The following is a 20,009-nucleotide window of genomic DNA, read 5'->3' on the forward strand; positions in this document are numbered from 1 at the left end:
CGTATGTTGTTCTGCAGATACATTGCAGAGTTTTCACTTTGTCACGCTATGAATCGAAGGGTAAACTTCGATCTCAATAACGTCTTGATAATAACCTGCGAAACGCAAGCTATTTTCGAGTGCTACCCTAAGACTCCCATGTTGAGAGAACGGAATAACACCAGAACTGTCTATCATTACTGGTAAAACAAGTTGGCTGCTGTGCCTACTTTCATAAAGACGAATTTCGTCTATTTGTAATGACAAATTGTAACTTTCAATAATATCAACTCCTTGGTGTTGATATTTTAAGCCTCCATATTTTGAATTGATCGTGATACCCAACGGACGGTTACAATAGATATTAAAAGGCAACGATTGCACATCACGGTGTTCCGTGAAATTCATAATGTTGCCAGAAAAGAAGTTTATTTCGCATCGATCTTTGATCTGGCCACTAATTCCTAACGTTAAGCTATTAGCACTAACATATAATGAGAATGACATACTAAAAATAAATACGTAGACGATGAAGTTATGAAGTGTCCTAAATACTCTAACCATAATTTCACCTCTCAGCGATTGAATGTAACTTGTTGCTTAACTTTGAAAACTATATGTGCTCTAAAAAACGATGAAGTAGTAAAAAAAGTTGATTATTAATGAGAAGTATGAAATTTAGTATGATTTTAGGCCGACGGATGGAGGTTAAATTTGTAGTAACAACCTGATATTCAATTAGATAAGAGGCCTTTACCTAAATTTAATTATCGAAAGTGTTTTTTGTTGCGTTGAAAAAGTTTAATTTGTAGTCTATGGGTTCTAGCGGAATTAGGTTGAGTTGGAGTTATTAGCTCTATTCTTATTGGATGTGAATTGAAAATGACCAAAGTATGAATTAATTAATAAACTTAGAAATAGGCAGGTAAGATGTGGTCGTAACAATACGTGTTAAGTTAACTATGAATTAAAATTATTTAATGCAAACTAATGAATTTATTGAAATAAATTAAATTATAAAATTTATACCTACCTGTTAATTGTTATTCTTATTGCAATCAATCGTAGTGATAAGTTTTTATTAAGTTTCTATATTTTTGTTTCTTAACGGTGTGAAATTTATTTGACTGAGTTAGCTTCCATTTTAAATAGATTTAATATTCTTATATCTAAATTAAAGTCGACAAAAATTCTTGAATGGGTCATATCGAGAGTGCGTTATGTTGCCGTCGATACTGTGGTGTTTTCTTGACAGCTAACCTTAACAAAAGTGAATTTCCTTATGCGATGCTGGCGTTTTCTCTTCGAGGTTAAAGCCTGAAGACGTGTCCCGTTTGAGTTCATCTCTTATCCATCACAAGCAAGAAGGAATGACTACCTAGGTGATTTTAAGAGATCAAGACATTAACGTTATGAGCGCACATGACGAAACCGACACCATAGCCTGATGTCGGATTTGTTGTGTCTATTTAACTGACTAAATCGCTTCGATTTCCGGCAGAGCGTATACCTTCATTGATTCAACGTTCGGTTGATAGACACGTAATAAGAAAGACCAGTTGTCTTTAGGCGTGTGAGCAAAGTTTACGTTATTGTCATCCGCATGTTTTTTGCAGTCTAAACCACCGAATATCACCGTGAAAGTACCGTCTTCGTTTTGCGTTAGTCCTTGATTGGTCGAAACGATGTTGTTCTCGTTCGACATAAGATAACCTTTTGAATCGTAGACAGTGATTGAGTAATAACCTAGGTCACTAGCTAATTTAGGTGCTTCGTATGTCGCTTGGTAACATTGTTCACCTTTGGCATTCTCTAGTGCGTAAGGTGCATACATTGCGGTGTCAGCTGTCGATAGGCCGAACGCTCCAGCAATTGTGTAAGTAGTCTTTTCCCAGTCAGTCACATCTTGCGCTCGGTATTGAACGGTATCGTATGTGTCATTTAACTTATCGTATTCTGGCATTAATGCAGTACGAACTGCTTCCATAGCCTCAGTGTTTGGCTTTGGTAATCCTTCAAGATCTTGACCACCACCGATAATTTTTACTTTCGGCTGAAGCTCTTTCGTAATCCGCTTAACGTTTTGTTTTGTTCCATCTGTCGCAAAACGCAAGCCTATCAGCACATATTTTGTATCGAACATTTCAGGAGTGAACTCGTAAGTTCCTGCGCCAACCTTATAAAATGGTTGAGTGTGGTTCATATCTTGAAGGTGAAGTGTAACCAATTTCCCATCGTTCTCAGGTACAACGACTGTAAATGGTTTTGAGGTATCGATAACGCCCATTGAGTACAAGTGATCAATGGATGGTGATACAACCCAGCGAGTGTCTTTGTTCGCCAGTTCTTTGAAGTGATGAAGGTTGTTTAAGCCTAACTTAAAGTTGCGAGCAAAATTGTCAGCAAACCAAATGCCTTCTTGGTTTATGTACTCATGCACCGTCATACCATGATCTTCTGGGTTTACCGCCCACGAAGAAGAGTCAATGTTAGCAAAGACGTCTTCAATCGATTTATCTTCATTGTTAAAGCTGTTTGTGGACGTTCCTGCAACCGTAGAGAAAGACGTGACCACTAATAAAGAAAGTAGAGTTTTTTTCATTTTTAAATACCATATTCTGTTTTATTAAGTTGAGGTAATGGTAAGTAAAAGTTTGGTATTTATGAAATGACTATATAGAATTACAGGTATGACAAATATGTTATACCTGTGAGGTTGGTACTTTGAAAGCTGCGCTAAACAAGATCGATTTGAACCTACTTAAGGTTTTACATGTTTTGATAGAAGAGCAAAATGTTACCCATGCTGCGGAGCGACTTTTTCTTGCTCAGCCTTCTGTGAGTCGGAAGTTACGGAAACTTCGAGAGCAGCTTGATGATGAGCTCTTTGTTTCGACTCCACAAGGAATGAAACCTACCTACAGGTGTAATCAAATCGCAGAGTCACTCCCAGACTTAATTGCGCTTCTAGAGAAAACATTAACTCCGGTAAAGAAGTTCGACGCGTACAGCCACGCTGGGCATATCTCTTTGGCCATTAATCCGCTTTTAGGACAGTCATTGCCTCATATCTTGTTTCTATTCCTTGCCAAGCATGCGCCAAACGTGACGTTCTCTTGCCACATATGGAACCAGAATACGCTTGATAATTTAGCGAAAGATAACATTCAGTTAGGCATTAATTACGACGTCCCAATAGGCAGCAAGGCCATATTGCATAAACATTTGGCCGAAGATCACTTTAAGTTGTATGCGAATAAATCCCATCCTATTCATCTGAAGAAGATTGTAGAATTTGAATATCTTTCAGAATGTCGATTTGCAATTGCACAGTTGGCTGAGTGGAATGAAAAAGAGGGGATGATGGAAAACATGTTGGTGCAAAGAGGATTGAATTATAACGAAGTCTTTCGTTCCGAAATAATCTCAAATGTCGCAGCTGTGGCAGCGCAAACAGAGGCTTTATTCCCAACTTCAGAACTGTATATCGATAATACGCATAACCTAGTTGAAGTTAGTCATGCGAAGCTTCCATCATTCAATAGCAAGCAGATTTTGCTTTATCAACACAAAAGAAGGGAGTCAGATCCTTTCTACTTGTGGTTACATGAAAACATAGTCCAGTTGGTTGATGGGTTAGGTTAGTCGAGTAAATATTGATTTGTGCGACATGCAGTCTCGATAAAGCACTTAAGCGTCGTTAAACATTCTTTATTATTGAAACCAAAATCTGACCGGTGAGATCTTCATGCTCATCGGTCTATACATCGTTATAACAATATCATATCAATTATTTGCAATACATTGTTGATGTAAATAATGAGGTTTTCATTAACTTGTACAAATACATATGTTTTATTGATGAATTTTCGAGTGTTAATTTATTGGTGTTGTCCCACGTCAAACTTCCCGAATTTAAATCGTAGTCCTTAGCGGAAAAGGTTGTAAGATTTTTCCTACTTGTGATTTTTCTCTCTTAAATAACAGTGGTTTAACTTTAATAGTGGTTTGTTACCTAATTTGACAAATTAGATGTCAAGTTTAGGATGTCCGACCTGTGTTATTGGGAAGTTACATGTTGAATTTTAGAAATACAATCGTTTTATTTGCTATCACTTTGGTTTGTCTTGTCATCCCAAAGCCTACTGTCGCATCTGAGCAAAGGGACGATAAAATTGTTGTTGGTGTGCTTTCAAATAATAGCCATGACGGCGGTGGTAAATTTGAGGCTATTTATGGAATCAGCTTAGACTACCTATCAAATATAAGTCATTTTTTAAATTTAAAATTGGAAATTAAGCATTACGATAATATTCCCGATCTGCTGGATGATGTCGAAGCAAACAAAATTGATGGTGCATTAGGGTTCAGTAAAACAGAACAAAGGGAGAAGAAGTTTTCGTTTTCGGAACCGATCTTCTCGACGACTCTGGCTGTTTGGTACCGAGATGTGTACCTGAAAAACAAAAATCAAGACCAACTGACATGGGCGTGTATTGACAAAAGCGTGTACTGCCAATTTGTTGAAAAACGTGGCGCCCAGAAAATCTATAGAGCTAAATCCCGTGATGATGCGTTCAATGCGGTCTTGCAGGGCAAAGCTGATGCGCTTGTCAGTACCTACGTTTCAATTAACGAATACCTCGATCATAAGAATGTGATGAGAGGTGCGGTTGATGTGCCGGTATGGCTACCTGAAGAGAACATTCGATTTGTTTCCAGTAAAGATAACTCAGATCTCATCAAAGGCATCGACTCAATCCTTTTGTGGGAAGTGGAAGGGCGTGGCATTCGGTCAGTGGCTTCAAAGAACCCTTATCACGTCAGTGACAAGCTCATCTCACAGTACAAAGCGCACCAAAACGGTAAAGATGTGATCACATACAGTTCGAGCGGTGAGGCGTATCCGTTTCTTTTTGAAAACGAAAAGCAACAACTTGATGGCATGTTGGTGGAATACCTTGCTTTGGTTTCTTCGAGAACAGGGTTGGGTTTTGACTATGTAGTGCCTGAATTGAACCTAGAATCGAGTTACACCTCTTACAACGCGGATATCGTTCCAGTGTCATACCGAGACAAGACGATAACTAAGGCTGATAGATGGCTAATCACCAAGCCATTCATGCGTGCAAGCTTTACTAAAGTGACATACACCCAAGCGAACACTATGCCTAAATCGGACAAAAAGGGCATTCTTCTTAGTGTCAGTAAGCAGGGAATAATTAATGTCGGTCAACGTGAAGACACAAATATCACACGTTATCGAGATATGAAAAAAATCCTTGATGATCTTAAAAGTGGCGAGATATCGGCAGCTTACGTTCCGAGTGATATTACGTACTCAATGATTCTGAATGACTCTTCAGAAGGACTCACATTTGATAAAAACCAAGGCATTACTTATTCAATTGCCTTTGCGGTATCGAAGAAAAATGCCGAACTAAAGAATGTGTTAAACAGCATCATTGATACGGTGAGTAAAGAAGAGATAGAAAAGCTTCGCCGCAACTATCGTAAATTCAATTTGGTTTACGGTTACGATAGCAGCAATGTGAATAAATTTGCCGCTTTGGTATTGGTCGTGTTTGTGACTCTGTCATACCTTGGTTACCTGCTCTTGGTTAATCTGCGCTACAAAGTCAAACTGGCAGAGTTGAATGCAGGAAATGAAGAGAAAGAGAAGATTTGGCTCTCTGAGATCATTCAAGAGATCAACAATATCGTTTTTATTCATAATGATAGGAACGAGATATTACTGAGTAACTGTCCTAAGTTCCAATCGAACGAATGTCAGGTTTGTACCATGAAGTCGCAAGCGAGCGGGGCTTCATTAGTCGGAAATCAGATCGAGATCAAAACGATTCTTGATGGTCATAACCTCAACGATACTCACTTGGCCGAAGACTGCCGTCTAGATATCTCTCATGTTCACAGAGAGAGTAAAACGATCTCATCATCGAACAGTGATAAGCGCTTTATCTTGACGTCTCTGCTTGATGTGTCTGCGCAAAAGAAACGTGAGAACGCGTTAATCAAGGCAGAGAAAGAAGCCAAACTAGCAGTTGAAGCAAGAGAGAACCTGCTAACCACCATGAGTCACGAGCTTCGCACGCCTTTATCTGCTGTGCATGGGTTGCTCGACATAATCAAGATCAACGCGAGTAATAATAAAGACAGCCATTTAGTCGACCAAGCCATTCGTTCTCTCGACCACTTAAACAAGTTGGTGGATGGTGTACTTGATTTGTCGAAGATCGAATCGGGTGTGTTATCTGTTCAGGCTGAAAAAGTCGAACTGTTACCCCTTCTTTGTGACGTTTTCAGAACCTTTGAACCCATTTCGAAAAGTAAGAACCTTAGTTACAGCGTCGAGATTCATCCCTTTGCTTTTCGTTGGGTAATGGTTGATGGCATTCGCGTCGCTCAGATACTGACGAATTTGCTATCGAATGCAGTGAAGTTCACCTCGGAAGGCCAAATCAGTGTAGTGGTTGCAGTTGTCGATGGTCAGTTAATTGTAGAGTTGACGGACACAGGCATTGGTATGACTCCTACACAGCAAGAGCAAGTATTGAAACCTTTCGTGCAGGCTGATGACACCATTACCAGACAGTTCGGTGGCACAGGGCTAGGGCTTAGCATTGTTGATCAACTCCTGCAATGCATGGGTGGTGAGCTTCATATTGAGTCTGAACTGAGTCGTGGTACTACGATTAACGTTTCGATTCCGTTTGTCCTAAACGAAAACGAAGGCAGTGCAGATTATGAGATTCGAGATCTGACTTACTCACGCGACCTACCAGATAATTTAAGAGGTTGGTGCCACGAGTGGAGGTTGACGGAATCCGAGAATATGCCGGATCTGAGCACCATACGGAACTCTCAATCTAACCATGTTGATATGACCTTTCGCGGAGGTATGAATGATCTGGTCACAATTGAACATGAACAATTGAAATACCCAGACAGTTTATTGAATTTGATCGTGAAATCAGATGAGCACGCAATCAATGTACCACTCCCGAAAGCGGTCAGAGAATGGAAACATGGCGATGTACTCATCGCAGAAGATAACCCAATCAATCAAAGTGTCATGACGCTACAAATGAATGAGATCGGCATCAAACCTGTGTTTGTGGATAACGGTCTTCAGGCGTGGGAATACATTAATCAGAACCCGATTAAATTGCTACTTACTGATTTTCACATGCCTGAACTGGATGGTTATGAGCTAGCCAGCAAGATTAAGAGCAGTGACCAGTTCAAAGGTATTGTTGTGATTGGTATCACCGCAGAAGACTCTCGTGTTGCACGAGAAAAGACCAAAGATATCGCGATCGATGACATTCTTTACAAGCCATACAGCGTTTCCAAGTTGTTGGATATTCTCGAGAAGCATGCAACGTCTTTGAACCAGGCGCCAACTTGGCTAGAACGATTCGACAAAGATGATGCAATTGCGGTTGCCAATGTGTTCATCAATACCATGAGCGAAGATGTGGCGCGTGTTGACATCAATTCGCCAACCATCAACCGAACGCTTCATCGAATAAAAGGAGCGTTAAACGCAGTCGGTGCAAATGAAATCGCTGTGTTGTGTCACGACGTTGAGTGCTGTGAACCGAAAGCGAATCAAGAAAAATTAGGGAAGCTAGTTAGGACCATTGAGTCAGAAATTGAATTTACAAAAGTGTGGTTAAAAGCCAATGAATACTAATCTCGAAATCATGATTGTTGATGATCATCCAATTCATCTTATCTTACTAAAGCAATTGTTAATTAAGTTAGGTAGCAAGGTTACCGTTTTTGACAATGCATTAGACGCTTGTGAGAGCGTGGCTGAAAAGAAGTACGATATCATCTTTTGTGATATTCAGATGCCGGTGTATGACGGGATAGACATGATGTTTATGTTGGACGAGGCGAATTACCAAGGGAATGTGGTGTTAATTAGCTCTGTGGAACTGACGGTGATTTCGGCTATTCGTGCGATGTGTGAAGGTTTCCCGTTCGATGTGTTGGATATCATTGAAAAGCCATATACCCAGAAATCGATTGAAGATGTATTGGCGATGAGGCTTAAAACGGCCAATAAGCTTTCCCCAGAAAGGAAGAAGACAGAGGTAACCGATGAAGAGTTTTTGGTTGCTTTGGCAAAAGGACAAATACAGAACTATTACCAACCGAAAGTAGACTTTGTCACGGAACATTTGTCTGGTTATGAAGCGTTGGCTCGATGGGTTCACCCTGAATATGGCGTGCTAACCCCAGATGTGTTCTTGCCTATTGTCACTCGATGTCAGTTGTCTGCAGAGTTGTTTGATACCGTTCTAAACAACGCGCTAGATGACATTAAAACTCGAAATCTGGACAAGAAAATTGCCATTAATGTCGATCAATTCAATTTGGAAGACAGCGACTTTGCCCAAACCTTTATTACTCGATGCCTAGAGCGAGAGGTGAGCCCTTCGGCTTTCATTATCGAGATCACCGAGCGTGACACCTATCGTAACAGTGTCTCTTTGTACAAGAACCTCACTAAGCTGAGGGTGAATGACGTGTCAGTATCGATTGATGATTTTGGGACGGGTAATTCGACCCTGGAAAAGTTGGCTCAACTGCCGTTCAACGAAATGAAAATTGACCGTTCGTTTGTCTTTGAAATCAAAGATGATCAAAAGAAAAAGAATATCGTTTTATCAATATGCGGTTTAGCGAGAAACCTTGGTATCAAGCTTGTTGCTGAAGGTGTAGAAGACCATGAGACTTGGTCTTTGTTAAAAGAGTACGGTGTGGAGGTCTGTCAGGGGTATTTTGTGTCAAAGCCATTGCCGTTAGAACTTGTTACTAACTTAGATATAGATATCAAATGAACTGTTTAATCTTCGATGATCATCCCTTGGTTTGTGTGGCCATAAAATCACTCGTTGAATCCTCACCGCACATAGGTCAAGTCTACTTAGCTTCAGAATTGAAAGTCGCTAATGAGTTTGTTCGAAAATCAAAAATCGATTTGTTGATTCTTGATGTGAATTTAAATGACTGCGATGGCTTTGATTTTTATCGCCGTATCAAAGCACATGGCTTTAGAGGCAGAGTGGTTTTCTACTCCACTGAAACCAGCGCTTACTATAGTGAGATGGCATTTAAAGTGGGGGCTAATGGGTATGTATGTAAGTCAGAGCACTACGACGTCCTAAAAGATGCGATAGAGGCTATCGTGAAAGGTTACTCATTTTTTAAAGAGATTAACGACCCCAAAAGTACAGCACAAATGCTTAAGCTTTCTGAGCGTGAAGCGACCGTGGCAAAACTATTGTTGAAGGGGATGACCAACAAAGACGCCGCCCAATTGCTCTCTATTAGTGAAAAAACAATCAGTACTTATAAGAGAAGGATGTTAACCAAATACAATGTCGATAGTCTTATCGAGTTGTCGAGAGTAATTGAATTATGACAATAAAACGAATCCTTAGACTAATGCCAAAATTTAAAGTTGCTACACTCTCACTGACCTTTTCGTCACTGTCCTTCTTAATGTTTATCGCTAGTTTTGGTACGGTGGCTATCAACAACGATATTAAAGAGTTTGATTTAAGCACGTTGCAGTTAGATAGGCATAAAGACAACTTAGTCCTATTAGCTCTGTTTACGGAATCCCAAATAAATCAAACGACTGGTGAGAGTAACCATGAATTTGATAGAGTTGATGACGTTAACTTTGTCGATAGTATTTACGCGCTAGCTGATCCTGAATTGAACGAAGCTGAAATTGCAGTTAGGCATCTCATGCACCAAATTTCATTGTACAAAAATCTCGGTGGGATTGAAGATAACTTTGTGTATTTCTATCGTTCATATTCTGGATCGAAATACATCTTTCCTAATAAATTTGAGAACTTCAGTCCCTCTGAGGATACTTCATTGCGGGAGACTTGCCTCGGAAGTGAGGTGTGCTCAATTACCGCAAAAGAATATCAATTAGCGGATAGGGTGACCATATCACCACCTCATATTGGGCTGATTAACAAAAACGAAATCATTTCAATTGTTACCCCTGTTTACGGTGAAGGGGATATTATTGGTGATTATGTGCTGAATATTAATATTGGGCAATACATAAGCGATGGTTTAGATTTGGGGTACGAGACTGAAAATAATATTAATAATCTGATTGTCACATATCCAGGCTACCCATACTCATACCTTAATTACAGTAAGACGACGGTCGCCGACAATAGAACAACCTACACGTACCGATACCCATATTCTAAGTTGCTGATTGACTATTTCTGGGTGTTTTTTGTTCTTTTTTTAGTGAGTCTCAATTATTTGTTTTATGTAAATAAGGCGAAGATTACCAAAGATGATTTGGTCGATGCGAAGCACACGGCGTTAAAAGATGAGCTGACAGGCTTGTACAATCGTCGAATCTATCATGAGCCATCATTTAAGCAAGCGGTACACGGCAAGGCTTGTTCTATTATTGCTATCGATGGTGACAGGATTAAGAAGATTAATGATAGCCTCGGCCACAGCTGGGGGGATGAAGTGATTCAACACATTGCTCATTCAATGAAAGATGTGTTCCGTCGAGACGATTTTTTGGTAAGGGTCGGTGGCGACGAGTTTATCGTGATTATGCCAAATTGCAGTTTTGAAAATGCTAAGAAAGCCGCAGATATTTTGAAAAACCAAGTAACAGAATCTAAAGTAGCTTCATTGGGTTTTGATGTGTCCGTAAGCGTGGGTGTTGCCTTTAAAGGAGCGAGTGAGTCTCTGGAAAGCGTGCTTCATAAAGCCGATGATAAGCTTTATGAACAAAAGGCGAAGCGCTGATTTGGCGATTTTATTATCTAACTTGTTGGTTTTAAACACCGATATGTTAGATAAAAGTCATAACTATTGGCTGATGGAAAGGATAACGTCAGCAAAGGCTTGCTCTCTTGTATTGACTAAACTTACATACTAACGTGTACATGTTCGATAAGTTTATGAAATTAAGATGAAGGGTTATTGCTGTGAATAAAGATTTAGATCTAAATCTTCTGCGTATTCTGGTGTTGTTGGATAAACACCAACAACTTAAGCCAGTGGCTAAGATTCTTGGCAAGAGTGAGGCTTCGATAAGTAAGTATCTTGCTCGCCTTAGAGAGCAACTTGGCGATGAGTTGTTTATTCGACACGCTCATCACTTTGAAAGCACGGACTTTCTGAAAAAGCAGCTCCCCGTTATTCAAGCAGGGCTAGACAGCCTAGAGTCTTGCATAGGAGCAAGTACCTTTGATCCTCTGACTTACGACCGCTCTATCACAATATCGATGCCTCAAGTAGCACAGTATTTTCTTGGTGAAGCAGTTATGAGTGACCTTTTTGATTTAATGCCGCATGCTTCAATTAATATTGTGAGCCCAAGCGATCAGACAATCGAGAGCATTTTAGATGGAAAAGTAGATGTGCATTTACATCATTTTAATGAAGACAGCCCTAAGACTATCTATCAACAACCGATTGGTTCATTGCCTGTCGGATTAGTTTTCCCAGAGGAAATAGAGGTCGATACATTAGAGGAAGCTATATCGTTGCCGTTTATTTTGCTGGAGCTTAAAGGATGGAAAGGGTCGAAACAAATTGTTCAAATGATCCTAGAAAAAAAAGGGATTGATATCGAGTCTAAAGTGACAGTAGGAGATATTGGTCTGCTGTTTGGGCTTTTAAAGCGCCGTAGCAGTGCAACAATAATGATGAATTTTGGGCGCTCGATCAACGGGTTTAGGTTCATTGAAATACCAGAGTCTTACTATTCAACGGGTCGACCTAAAATAGCGGCATACGTAAAACAAACACATCGCCATAATGCTCTCCATCAATTATTGATTAGTGTGATGGAGAAGAACCTAAACTTAGCTCAATCATTCAATCGATAGAACCGTCAAATACTGCCTGTAAGTTGCACTAACTCCACTATAGAGTTAGCCCTGTACTTGTTGAGAATACGTGTTTTGTAAGTACTTATCGTCTTAGCACTGAGCGACAACTTCTCAGAGATAAGCTTGTTAGAGTGGCCTTGAATCAAGTACTGAAATACGATGGCTTCCTTATTTGATAGCTTGGTACTTTTTCCTACATTTGCTTGGTCAGACTTGAAAAGAGAGTAGCCTTTCATGATGCTGATTAAAGCAAAGTGTATAGATTCATGGTTCTCGTTCTTACTTAGAAAACCATGAGCGCCTAATGTAAATGCGGCCTCTGATAGGCTTGAATGATCGAGGGAAGAGACAAACAATAACTTTCCTTCGTAACCACGGGCTTTAATTATTTTAGCGAGATTCATACCATCACTGTCAGCCAAAGTCACATCCAGTACGATCAAATCAATTCTCTGGTTTCTTAGCAGTTTTAGAATCTTATCGGTATCGGTGGTTTTGTAGATATCTTCAATATCTAGTGCACTTGTAATCAATTCAGAAAGGGCTTCTCTATAAAGAGGCTGCTCATCAATGATAAGAACATTTTGCTTGGTCATAAGTCACCTAGGTTATCGCTTTGTGACGTCCTGTCTCTTTAATTATTTAGATAGTGTTAAGCGATGATTCTATGTAAAAACATTAGCGTAAGTGTGAAAATGACATTTTAATAATGTGAAAATGACGTTGTTTTAAGAAAATATGCGTAAGCAATAGACAGGAAGTATGCGACTAATAGGCGGTTCTACCTCTGGCTTTATAAATGGTTTGGTTGTAATTGATACTGTTTAGCTCTTCTTTTGTGTGCAAGTTAATCATAAGGTCGTTGCATTGATTGATCTTTGTACGAATATCGTGCTTTCCTTCATAAGGTGTGGTGAGCCGCGACGATAATTTCAAAATGGCTAAGCATGTTTTTTTTGAATGCGGTAAAACATCGTGAATGTTTAAATAATGACCAAGATGTTTGGTTGTTGTTAGACTTTGGTTCGATTTCATCGACACGATCTGTTGTCTAATTTCACTTAAACGTCGCTGCGATGTTGCTAACCGTTCCTTAAGGCCGTTAATCATATGTGCTTGGCTTCGAATAATACTTGGATGTTGGTCTTGGTTAATGCTGTCGTATAGCTTTTCAATGAAAGAAGGGATTTCGCTTAAAAATGAACACTTCTCCAATAAAAAGCATAGATGGTAAAGGTCGTAGAAGTGAAAATCTGAAAGGTAATTGACCGCATTTTTGATGTTAAATGTCGCTTGTTTAAGATCTCCTTTTAGAAGTGCGATATGAGCTGTAACTAATTCGTTTTGTATAACGAGTTCTGGAGTTTTACTGATGTCGTTCAAAATTGAATTATATGAAGCGATCTGTCTTTCAAATAAATGAATAGAACCACCAAGGTTCTGTTTGTACAGAAAACAGCGCAAGTAATTTATCTTAGTGTAGATCCCCCCCCTAAACGTGTTGAGGTTTTTCTCATAGTATCTCTTGATGTAAATAAAGGCGTCTTGATAAGCTTCAGCGGCAAGAGATAAGTTGGCAATGACTAATTCACGTTGTGCGCCAGCATCAAGTAGCATGGTCGACTGCTTTAAATGTTCAATGGCATTCGGCAAATCGTCTTCTATCGAATACATGTTCGACATTTCGTCGTGAAAGTAGGGGTTACTTTTTTGAGACTGGACTGATTTAAGAACTTCTCTAGCTTGATCTAATTTATCGGTTTCTAAAAGCGTGTTAGCCAAGCCAGTTTTAATCCAGTCTAAGTCATCTTCTTTTAATAGGCTTTCATACTCATCTTTGGCTCGGTCAAATTGTCTGTTCTTAAGTAACGCTAACGCTTTGTACTTCCGGATTAGTTTTGAATATTCAGGGTGAAATGGTAGGAGCTCGTCGCATTCTTCGACTACACCACAGAAATCACGTTCTGCTAATTTTTTGAAGATTGGAGCTAGCACGGATTTTCTTTTCAATGCCGAAAACAATCTTTTGATAAAAAAAGGTTTATTAAAAGGCTTTAGGAGGTAATCGTCTGGATCTGCGTCGATGATGGAACGAACCACATTGTGATCGTTTTCACCGGTAAGGAACATAAACACGGTTGTTGAGCTCAGAACACGCGCGTGTTTCAGTTCTTCTAGTAGTTGATAACCGGTAAGTTGGGTTTGGAAGTTGTAATCACAAATAATAAGATCAAAAGAACCCTGTCGACATTGATTAATGACATCGAAAGGTTTGTAAGCGTAAGATATAAATTCAAAGCCGATTTGGCGCAATATTGCAGTGACACTACTAGTAACAAGTCGAGAGTCGTCTGCAACCAATACAGTATAATTTTTTATATCGTTGTTCATTATTTTAATTATTAACCAAATTTATCTTATTGTAACAAAACGGGAATGGCTAAAATGTTTAAAGAGTTAAAATAAGAAAATTCCTACAGAAATTCGATTAATTTCCTACGTTATTCATATCTAACCAATCTTTAACCGATTGAACACTATGTGAAATTAATTTAATAGTATTGAGGTTTGTTTCTTCGACAGTGTTATTTCCTGCTTTTAATTCCTTCTCTTCCACTTTAATGAGTTGCTCTAGTGGGAAGTGTCCGATTGAAGAAAGGCCACCCTTTATGCGGTGTAAGACTTGCAAGGTTGTTGCGCGCTCAGGCTTTGTATCCCTTAGTTGCTCTAAGTCTTCTTGCATGACGTTAACGTAAACTTCCGCAAGGTAAGCTCTTTGATCGTTAGGGTAGTTGGATAGCCAATAGATGTTGTTGGATTTACTCGGTCTAGTTTGCATAAGAATATTGGTTGAAATATTGGAAAGAAAGGGTATCTATTATCGTCAGTTAATGGAAATACCAAAGATTGATTAAATTGATGTCATTGATATTTAAATTGTATATTTGTGGGCGGATAGGTAGAAGTATATTTAATTCGGGTGAGTAAATAGTGTGATCAATAAAATGGGTAATAGAAATTAAAAAAGACCATTAATACTAAAGAGTATTAATGGTCTTTTTGTAGCAATATGGTGCTTAATCCCCAGTACGTTCAATCAAATTCATGATCGATCTTACGTCACGAATTTATAGCGACTTCTCGATAGCGATAAGGAATCGAGCAATGTCTTCTGCACTAATATCACGGTGAGTAACAAAGCGAACAGGATTACCTGGTGACATAGTAATGCCTTGTTCACCTAGCTCTCGTGCGATGCGGTTGATATCTACGGTCTCATCTAATTTAGCAAACACAATGTTAGTTTGAATGAAATCAGGGTTAACAGAAAAGCCTTCTAGCTTGTTTAAACCAATAGCTAGATTTTTTGCATTGTCGTGGTCAGCTTTAAGTTGAGCCACGTTCTCTGTAAGCGCCATTTTACCTGCTGCGGCAAGAATGCCAGCCTGACGCATACCGCCACCTACCATTTTACGTAGGCGGCGTGCTTTAGCGATGTACTCTTTACTACCAAGAAGTAGGGAGCCAATCGGCGCGCCTAAGCCTTTTGATAAACAGATCGTCATTGAATCGAAGTGTTGTGCGATCTCTTTAATGTGAACATCTAGTGCCACTGCCGCGTTGTATACGCGCGCGCCATCTAGGTGCATTTGCAGGTCGTGTTGGTTTACGAACTCACGAGCTTCCGCTAAATAAGACATTGGAAGTACTTTGCCATTAATCGTATTTTCTAAACTAAGCAGCTTAGTACGTGCAAAGTGGCTGTCGTCTGGCTTGATCGCAGCAGCAAGCTTTTTAAAATCTAACGTGCCGTCTGGATTGTTCTCGATTGGCTGAGGTTGAATCGAGCCAAGTACTGCAGCGCCGCCGGCTTCGTACTTATAGTTGTGCGCTTGTTGGCCACAAAGGTATTCGTCACCACGCTCACAGTGTGCCATTAAACCCAGCAGGTTGGCTTGTGTACCAGAAGAAGTGAACATCGCCGCTTCAAAGCCGGTCTCATTCGCTGCCCATTGCTCTAGTTCGTTTACGGTTGGGTCATCGCCATAAACATCATCACCCACTTCTGCATTTGCCATTGCATCACGCATAGCTTGTGAGGGTTTAGTTACGGTATCAGAACGAAAGTCCATGTTTCTCTCCTAGAGTACTTTAGGTAGTCATATAATTGGCTATAGATAGCCGCATAATTGGGCTTTGCTTAAACAAGCGATAGTTTTGGTATCGGTAATTTGATCGTGTCGTATTTTGTCGTGCAGTTCTTCTAGGCTTAGTTCGATCACCTCTATGACTTCATCTTCGTCGCATTTAAAGCGGGTAGTGAGGCTTAAGTCTTTGGCGACGAACAAATGCTGAATTTCATCACAGAACCCAGCTAAAGGGGTAACTTGTCCTAAGCTTTGAAAAGAAGTTGCACTGTAACCTGTTTCTTCTTCCAACTCTCGCTGGGCACATTCAAGAGGTGTCTCACCAATTTCCATGGTGCCAGCCGGTAATTCTAAAAGCCATTTTTTAAGAGAAGGGCGAAACTGGTTAATGAGGATGATTTTTCCAGACGAAGTGATAGGAAGAATAACTGCCGCGCCGGGGTGGTTTATTGTTGTATGTTTTACCACGACGTTCGTAGGGAGCGTCACGTTCTCTTCTATGAGAGAAATACTTTTCCATTGATGGATAACTTTACTCATGCAGTCTGGCCACATTCCTTGCCAATTTTTCGGATAACTGAAGACGTGCACCACCATAACGTCTATGGTGTCGAAAATAAAAGAAAAATTAGGCTTAACAATAGATTTAATTTCACGCCGTTCGTGATGCTACTCTCATAATTGGAATCTATGATTACGCAAAAATTGCAGCGTAACCATCTGATATAAAGGCAACTCAATAATAAAAGATGCTTGTAACAAAGTGCTAACAAATGTATAAAAACGTATCTACACTCTCAACTGTTCAAAGATTTTCGGAGTAACGCATGAACCCTTCTATTTCCTCACATGCTGACAAGGCGCTACTCTCTGAAAGAATCAATAAATTAGCGCATGCTCTCTCTGATGGCGTTTATGAAAGAGAAGACACCATCAAGCTTTGTTTACTGGCGGCTCTTGCTGGTGAAAGTGTGTTTCTATTAGGCCCTCCGGGCATCGCAAAAAGCCTTATCGCTAAACGCCTCATCCAGGCTTTTGACAACAGTAGCTATTTCGAATATTTGATGACACGTTTCTCTACACCAGAGGAAGTGTTTGGCCCGCTAAGTATCCAAGAATTAAAAGACAACGGTCGTTACGTAAGACTGACCGAGGGTTACCTACCAACCGCACAAGTCGTATTTCTTGATGAGATTTGGAAAGCAGGTCCTGCAATCCTAAATACGCTTCTTACTGTCGTGAATGAAAAGACATTCAAAAATGGCGCAGACATCGAGCGCGTGCCTATGCGCTTGTTGGTGTCAGCCTCTAACGAACTTCCAGACGAAGACAGCGGGTTAGAAGCTCTTTACGACCGAATGTTGGTTCGTGTGTTCGTAAACCGTATTCAAAACAAACAAAACTTCAAATCGATGCTGACGACTGGCACATCTCAAGAAGCTGTGATTCCAAAGGGTTTGGCAATTACGGATATTGAATATCATCAATGGCAGAAAGAACTCGATAAGCTTGAACTGACGGACAACTCGTTTAACAAGTTGTTTGAACTGAAAACCATGCTGGAAGAGACAGTTAAGAATCAGGGCTCATCATCAGAGTCTGAATTGTATGTATCAGACAGACGTTGGAAGAAAGCGGTCAAGCTATTGAAAGCGAGTGCATTCTTCAGTGGCCGTGATAGCGTGAATCCGCTGGACATTATGCTTCTGCAGGATTGCTTGTGGCATAGCCCAGAATCACGTGATGTGGTTCGTAGTGTAGTTAAAGACTTTGCATTAAACCGAGCGTTTGATCAGCAGGAGTCTAAATCTCAAATCGAAATGTCACGTGAAGAGCTAGAAGAAATTCAAGATGATGTTGAATCAACGTTATCGGTGTCGCTCTCTATGGAGTCAACCAGCGGCTTACTGCGTAAAGACGTTTACCAAAATGATATCAAGAACGCGAAAATGTACAGCGTCGGCAGTGCATACAACCTAGTTAAACTGGTTATGCTGCAAAGCAATATGTCGGTATCTGAATCTGAGAAAGGCGATAGCCGTTGGGTATACGTTGCCAAGGATGATTTCGACCGTGCGCTTAAAGAAGGCCACGGGGATATTTACGGTTACGTAAATGAAAATAAAAACCTATGCCGTTTAAAACTCGACTTGGATGCATCGAATCAATTAGTGATTAAAGATATTGCCAATCGCTCTGTCTTGGTGAGTGTGGTTACTACCGACGGTTTAGACCAAGAATTGTATAACAAGTGGTTGAGTGGCGCTGAGAAAGCCTTAGAACAGTTAACTGAGGCTGAATTTAAGTTAAAGAGAGTTCGAACTGAATTCCATGATGCGTTGCCTCACAACTATATTGATCCTGATTTACCGAAGGCAATGGAAGCAAGCTTGCAAGCGGTAACGCAAGATCTTGAAACCACAAAAGTGAAGAGCAGTAAGATCGCACAGCGCATTAAGTTCATGAGTCAGTACTTCGAGTAAGGGGAGAGCATATGTTAGGAGCAGACGGCTTAAACCTCGCTTTGATGGTAGCTGACTCAGGAATCATTGATACAGCGATGAATGATCTCATCGCTCGTTCTCAAGTCATGATGGCTGCTGAGAACAAGGGCGTGAAAACGTCGGTCAAAAACCATTTGGTTAAGTGGCGCGGTAAAGTCAAAAAACGCGTTACCAAAGTGTGTGAAACTGATCGATTCCAAGAAGAAATTGCATTGTACCAAGAGGTTATCTACTGGGATGAACCCCAGTTTTTTGATGAGATTGACAGTGTCATCAAAAAATTGGAGTGGCACTCAGCTTTCTACCTTCAAGCAAGACGTTTAATGGAAAACAACAAAGGCGTTTATAACGCAATGTTTCCACACTACTTTTGCGACCAGTGGTATCAATCGCTTTCAGACGCGATTAAGCAAGCTCAAGTAACCGAACTTGAAACAAGCAAAGAAAAAGTTTTAGCTGACCTTTATCAACGCATGGAAACCATGAAAAACATGGATAAAGTGACGGAATCGGGTGATGAAGGGAGTGTAGGGCGCTTGTGGGACATGGCTTCGGCTAAGTTGAGTAAAACCGACCTAACGGTAATGAAGCGTCATGCGGAGTTTCTAAACAAGCACAAAGGCCTTCAAGAAATCGCTGAAAAACTAGGTCGCATGGCAGGCTTAGAAGATGATCCTTCTCTGCACAAAGCCCCTGTAGAAGAACTACAGATGGTTGAAGAGAAAAGTGATGAGGCAGTCGATGATATTGTTGGGATTCATGAAAGTGATGACCTCAACAAGATGCTGCCGAACGAGACCATGTTCTTAGCGTACCCAGAGTTAGAAGTGATTTTCTATAAACACTTGGCCGACAAGCGTTTGCTTAGCTATCGTTCGCAAGGTAAATCTCGAACGCTACGTAAAGTCAAAGCTCAAAAGCCAGACAGTAAATCTGTGGACATTGAAAAAGGTCCATTTATTGTTTGTGTTGATGCGTCGGGTTCAATGAGTGGTTTCCCTGAACAGTCAGCGAAAGCGATGGCTTATGCCTTGATGCAAATTGCCCTAGCTGAAGAACGCGATTGTTATGTGATTTTGTTCTCTTCAGAACACATTACTTATGAATTGACTCGACAAGACGGTCTGCGTGAAGCCAGTGACTTCCTAAGCTACTCATTCCACGGCGGGACAGACCTTGAGCCAGTGCTAATGAAGTCGATAGATTTGATGATGGGCGACAAGTATAAGAATGCTGATTTGATCGTGCTTTCTGACTTTATCGCACCAAAGCAGTCTGATGAAATGATTGCTCAAGTCGAGAAACTTAAAACGCACAAAAACCGTTTCCATGCAGTTAGTCTTTCTAAGTATGGTAACCCTCAACTTATGACCATGTTTGATCACTGTTGGTCGTATCATCCAAGCCTCGTTGGCCGCTTCATGAAAAAGTGGTAGTGCGCAAACACC

General features: G+C 40.3%; 15 protein-coding genes. 8 read left to right on the top strand and 7 right to left on the bottom strand.

Annotated elements, in window-relative coordinates; translation table 11 throughout:
- Positions 1-33: 33 nt before the first annotated feature.
- Together AC3CKG_RS23050 and AC3CKG_RS23055 are read right to left on the bottom strand one after the other, a co-directional pair.
- Positions 34-558: a hypothetical protein gene (locus AC3CKG_RS23050; RefSeq protein WP_488529974.1), complete on the bottom strand. Its 525-nt coding sequence runs from the start codon at positions 556-558 to the stop codon at positions 34-36.
- Positions 559-1,456: 898 nt separating this feature from the next.
- Positions 1,457-2,581, bottom strand: a complete 1,125-nt coding sequence (locus tag AC3CKG_RS23055; RefSeq protein ID WP_488529458.1) for a DUF1254 domain-containing protein — start codon at positions 2,579-2,581, stop codon at positions 1,457-1,459.
- Positions 2,582-2,703: 122 nt separating this feature from the next.
- Here AC3CKG_RS23055 and AC3CKG_RS23060 point away from each other — a divergent pair, with 122 nt between their 5' ends.
- The 6 genes from AC3CKG_RS23060 to AC3CKG_RS23085 all read left to right on the top strand — a co-directional run bounded on the left by AC3CKG_RS23060 (position 2,704) and on the right by AC3CKG_RS23085 (position 11,906).
- Positions 2,704-3,624, top strand: a complete 921-nt coding sequence (locus AC3CKG_RS23060) for a LysR family transcriptional regulator (protein WP_488529459.1) — start codon at positions 2,704-2,706, stop codon at positions 3,622-3,624.
- Positions 3,625-4,054: 430 nt separating this feature from the next.
- Complete coding sequence (locus tag AC3CKG_RS23065; protein WP_372145308.1) at positions 4,055-7,696, top strand: ATP-binding protein; 3,642 nt, start codon at positions 4,055-4,057, stop codon at positions 7,694-7,696.
- Positions 7,686-8,852 carry an EAL domain-containing response regulator gene (locus tag AC3CKG_RS23070; protein WP_099165189.1) on the top strand — a complete coding sequence of 389 codons (1,167 nt, stop codon included), beginning with the start codon at positions 7,686-7,688 and terminating at the stop codon, positions 8,850-8,852. Before AC3CKG_RS23065 ends, AC3CKG_RS23070 begins: the two co-directional genes overlap by 11 nt.
- Entirely contained in the window at positions 8,849-9,436 is a 588-nt protein-coding gene (locus AC3CKG_RS23075) for a response regulator transcription factor (protein ID WP_076668641.1), read from the top strand. Before AC3CKG_RS23070 ends, AC3CKG_RS23075 begins: the two co-directional genes overlap by 4 nt.
- 23 nt (positions 9,437-9,459) lie before the next feature.
- Positions 9,460-10,818 (top strand): diguanylate cyclase, encoded by a 1,359-nt coding sequence (locus AC3CKG_RS23080; protein WP_372145309.1) that lies wholly within the window; start codon positions 9,460-9,462, stop codon positions 10,816-10,818.
- Positions 10,819-11,000: 182 nt separating this feature from the next.
- Entirely contained in the window at positions 11,001-11,906 is a 906-nt protein-coding gene (locus AC3CKG_RS23085) for a LysR family transcriptional regulator (RefSeq protein WP_372145310.1), read from the top strand.
- 5 nt (positions 11,907-11,911) lie between these two features.
- On the opposite strand, the gene AC3CKG_RS23090 is transcribed toward AC3CKG_RS23085, so the two are convergent.
- The 5 genes from AC3CKG_RS23090 to AC3CKG_RS23110 all read right to left on the bottom strand — a co-directional run bounded on the left by AC3CKG_RS23090 (position 11,912) and on the right by AC3CKG_RS23110 (position 16,597).
- On the bottom strand, positions 11,912-12,505 hold the full coding sequence (locus AC3CKG_RS23090; RefSeq protein WP_102297468.1) for a response regulator transcription factor: 594 nt from the start codon (positions 12,503-12,505) through the stop codon (positions 11,912-11,914).
- A 172-nt stretch (positions 12,506-12,677) separates the two neighbouring features.
- Positions 12,678-14,300: a response regulator gene (locus AC3CKG_RS23095; protein WP_488529460.1), complete on the bottom strand. Its 1,623-nt coding sequence runs from the start codon at positions 14,298-14,300 to the stop codon at positions 12,678-12,680.
- A 97-nt stretch (positions 14,301-14,397) separates the two neighbouring features.
- Positions 14,398-14,748 (bottom strand): Hpt domain-containing protein, encoded by a 351-nt coding sequence (locus tag AC3CKG_RS23100; RefSeq protein WP_372145312.1) that lies wholly within the window; start codon positions 14,746-14,748, stop codon positions 14,398-14,400.
- A gap of 289 nt (positions 14,749-15,037) precedes the next feature.
- Entirely contained in the window at positions 15,038-16,042 is a 1,005-nt protein-coding gene (gene ltaE / locus AC3CKG_RS23105; RefSeq protein ID WP_281054331.1) for a low-specificity L-threonine aldolase, read from the bottom strand.
- 39 nt (positions 16,043-16,081) lie between these two features.
- The gene (locus AC3CKG_RS23110) at positions 16,082-16,597 is read right to left on the bottom strand and encodes an NUDIX hydrolase (protein ID WP_029225657.1); all 516 of its coding nucleotides are present in this window, start codon (positions 16,595-16,597) and stop codon (positions 16,082-16,084) included.
- 287 nt (positions 16,598-16,884) lie between these two features.
- Here AC3CKG_RS23110 and AC3CKG_RS23115 point away from each other — a divergent pair, with 287 nt between their 5' ends.
- Both AC3CKG_RS23115 and viaA read left to right on the top strand, forming a co-directional pair.
- Positions 16,885-18,540, top strand: a complete 1,656-nt coding sequence (locus AC3CKG_RS23115; RefSeq protein ID WP_102278909.1) for an ATPase RavA domain-containing protein — start codon at positions 16,885-16,887, stop codon at positions 18,538-18,540.
- A gap of 11 nt (positions 18,541-18,551) precedes the next feature.
- The gene (viaA, locus tag AC3CKG_RS23120) at positions 18,552-19,997 is read left to right on the top strand and encodes an ATPase RavA stimulator ViaA (RefSeq protein WP_065105819.1); all 1,446 of its coding nucleotides are present in this window, start codon (positions 18,552-18,554) and stop codon (positions 19,995-19,997) included.
- Positions 19,998-20,009: the final 12 nt, after the last annotated feature.

The organism is Vibrio sp. QJM3NY_15 (assembly GCF_057785995.1).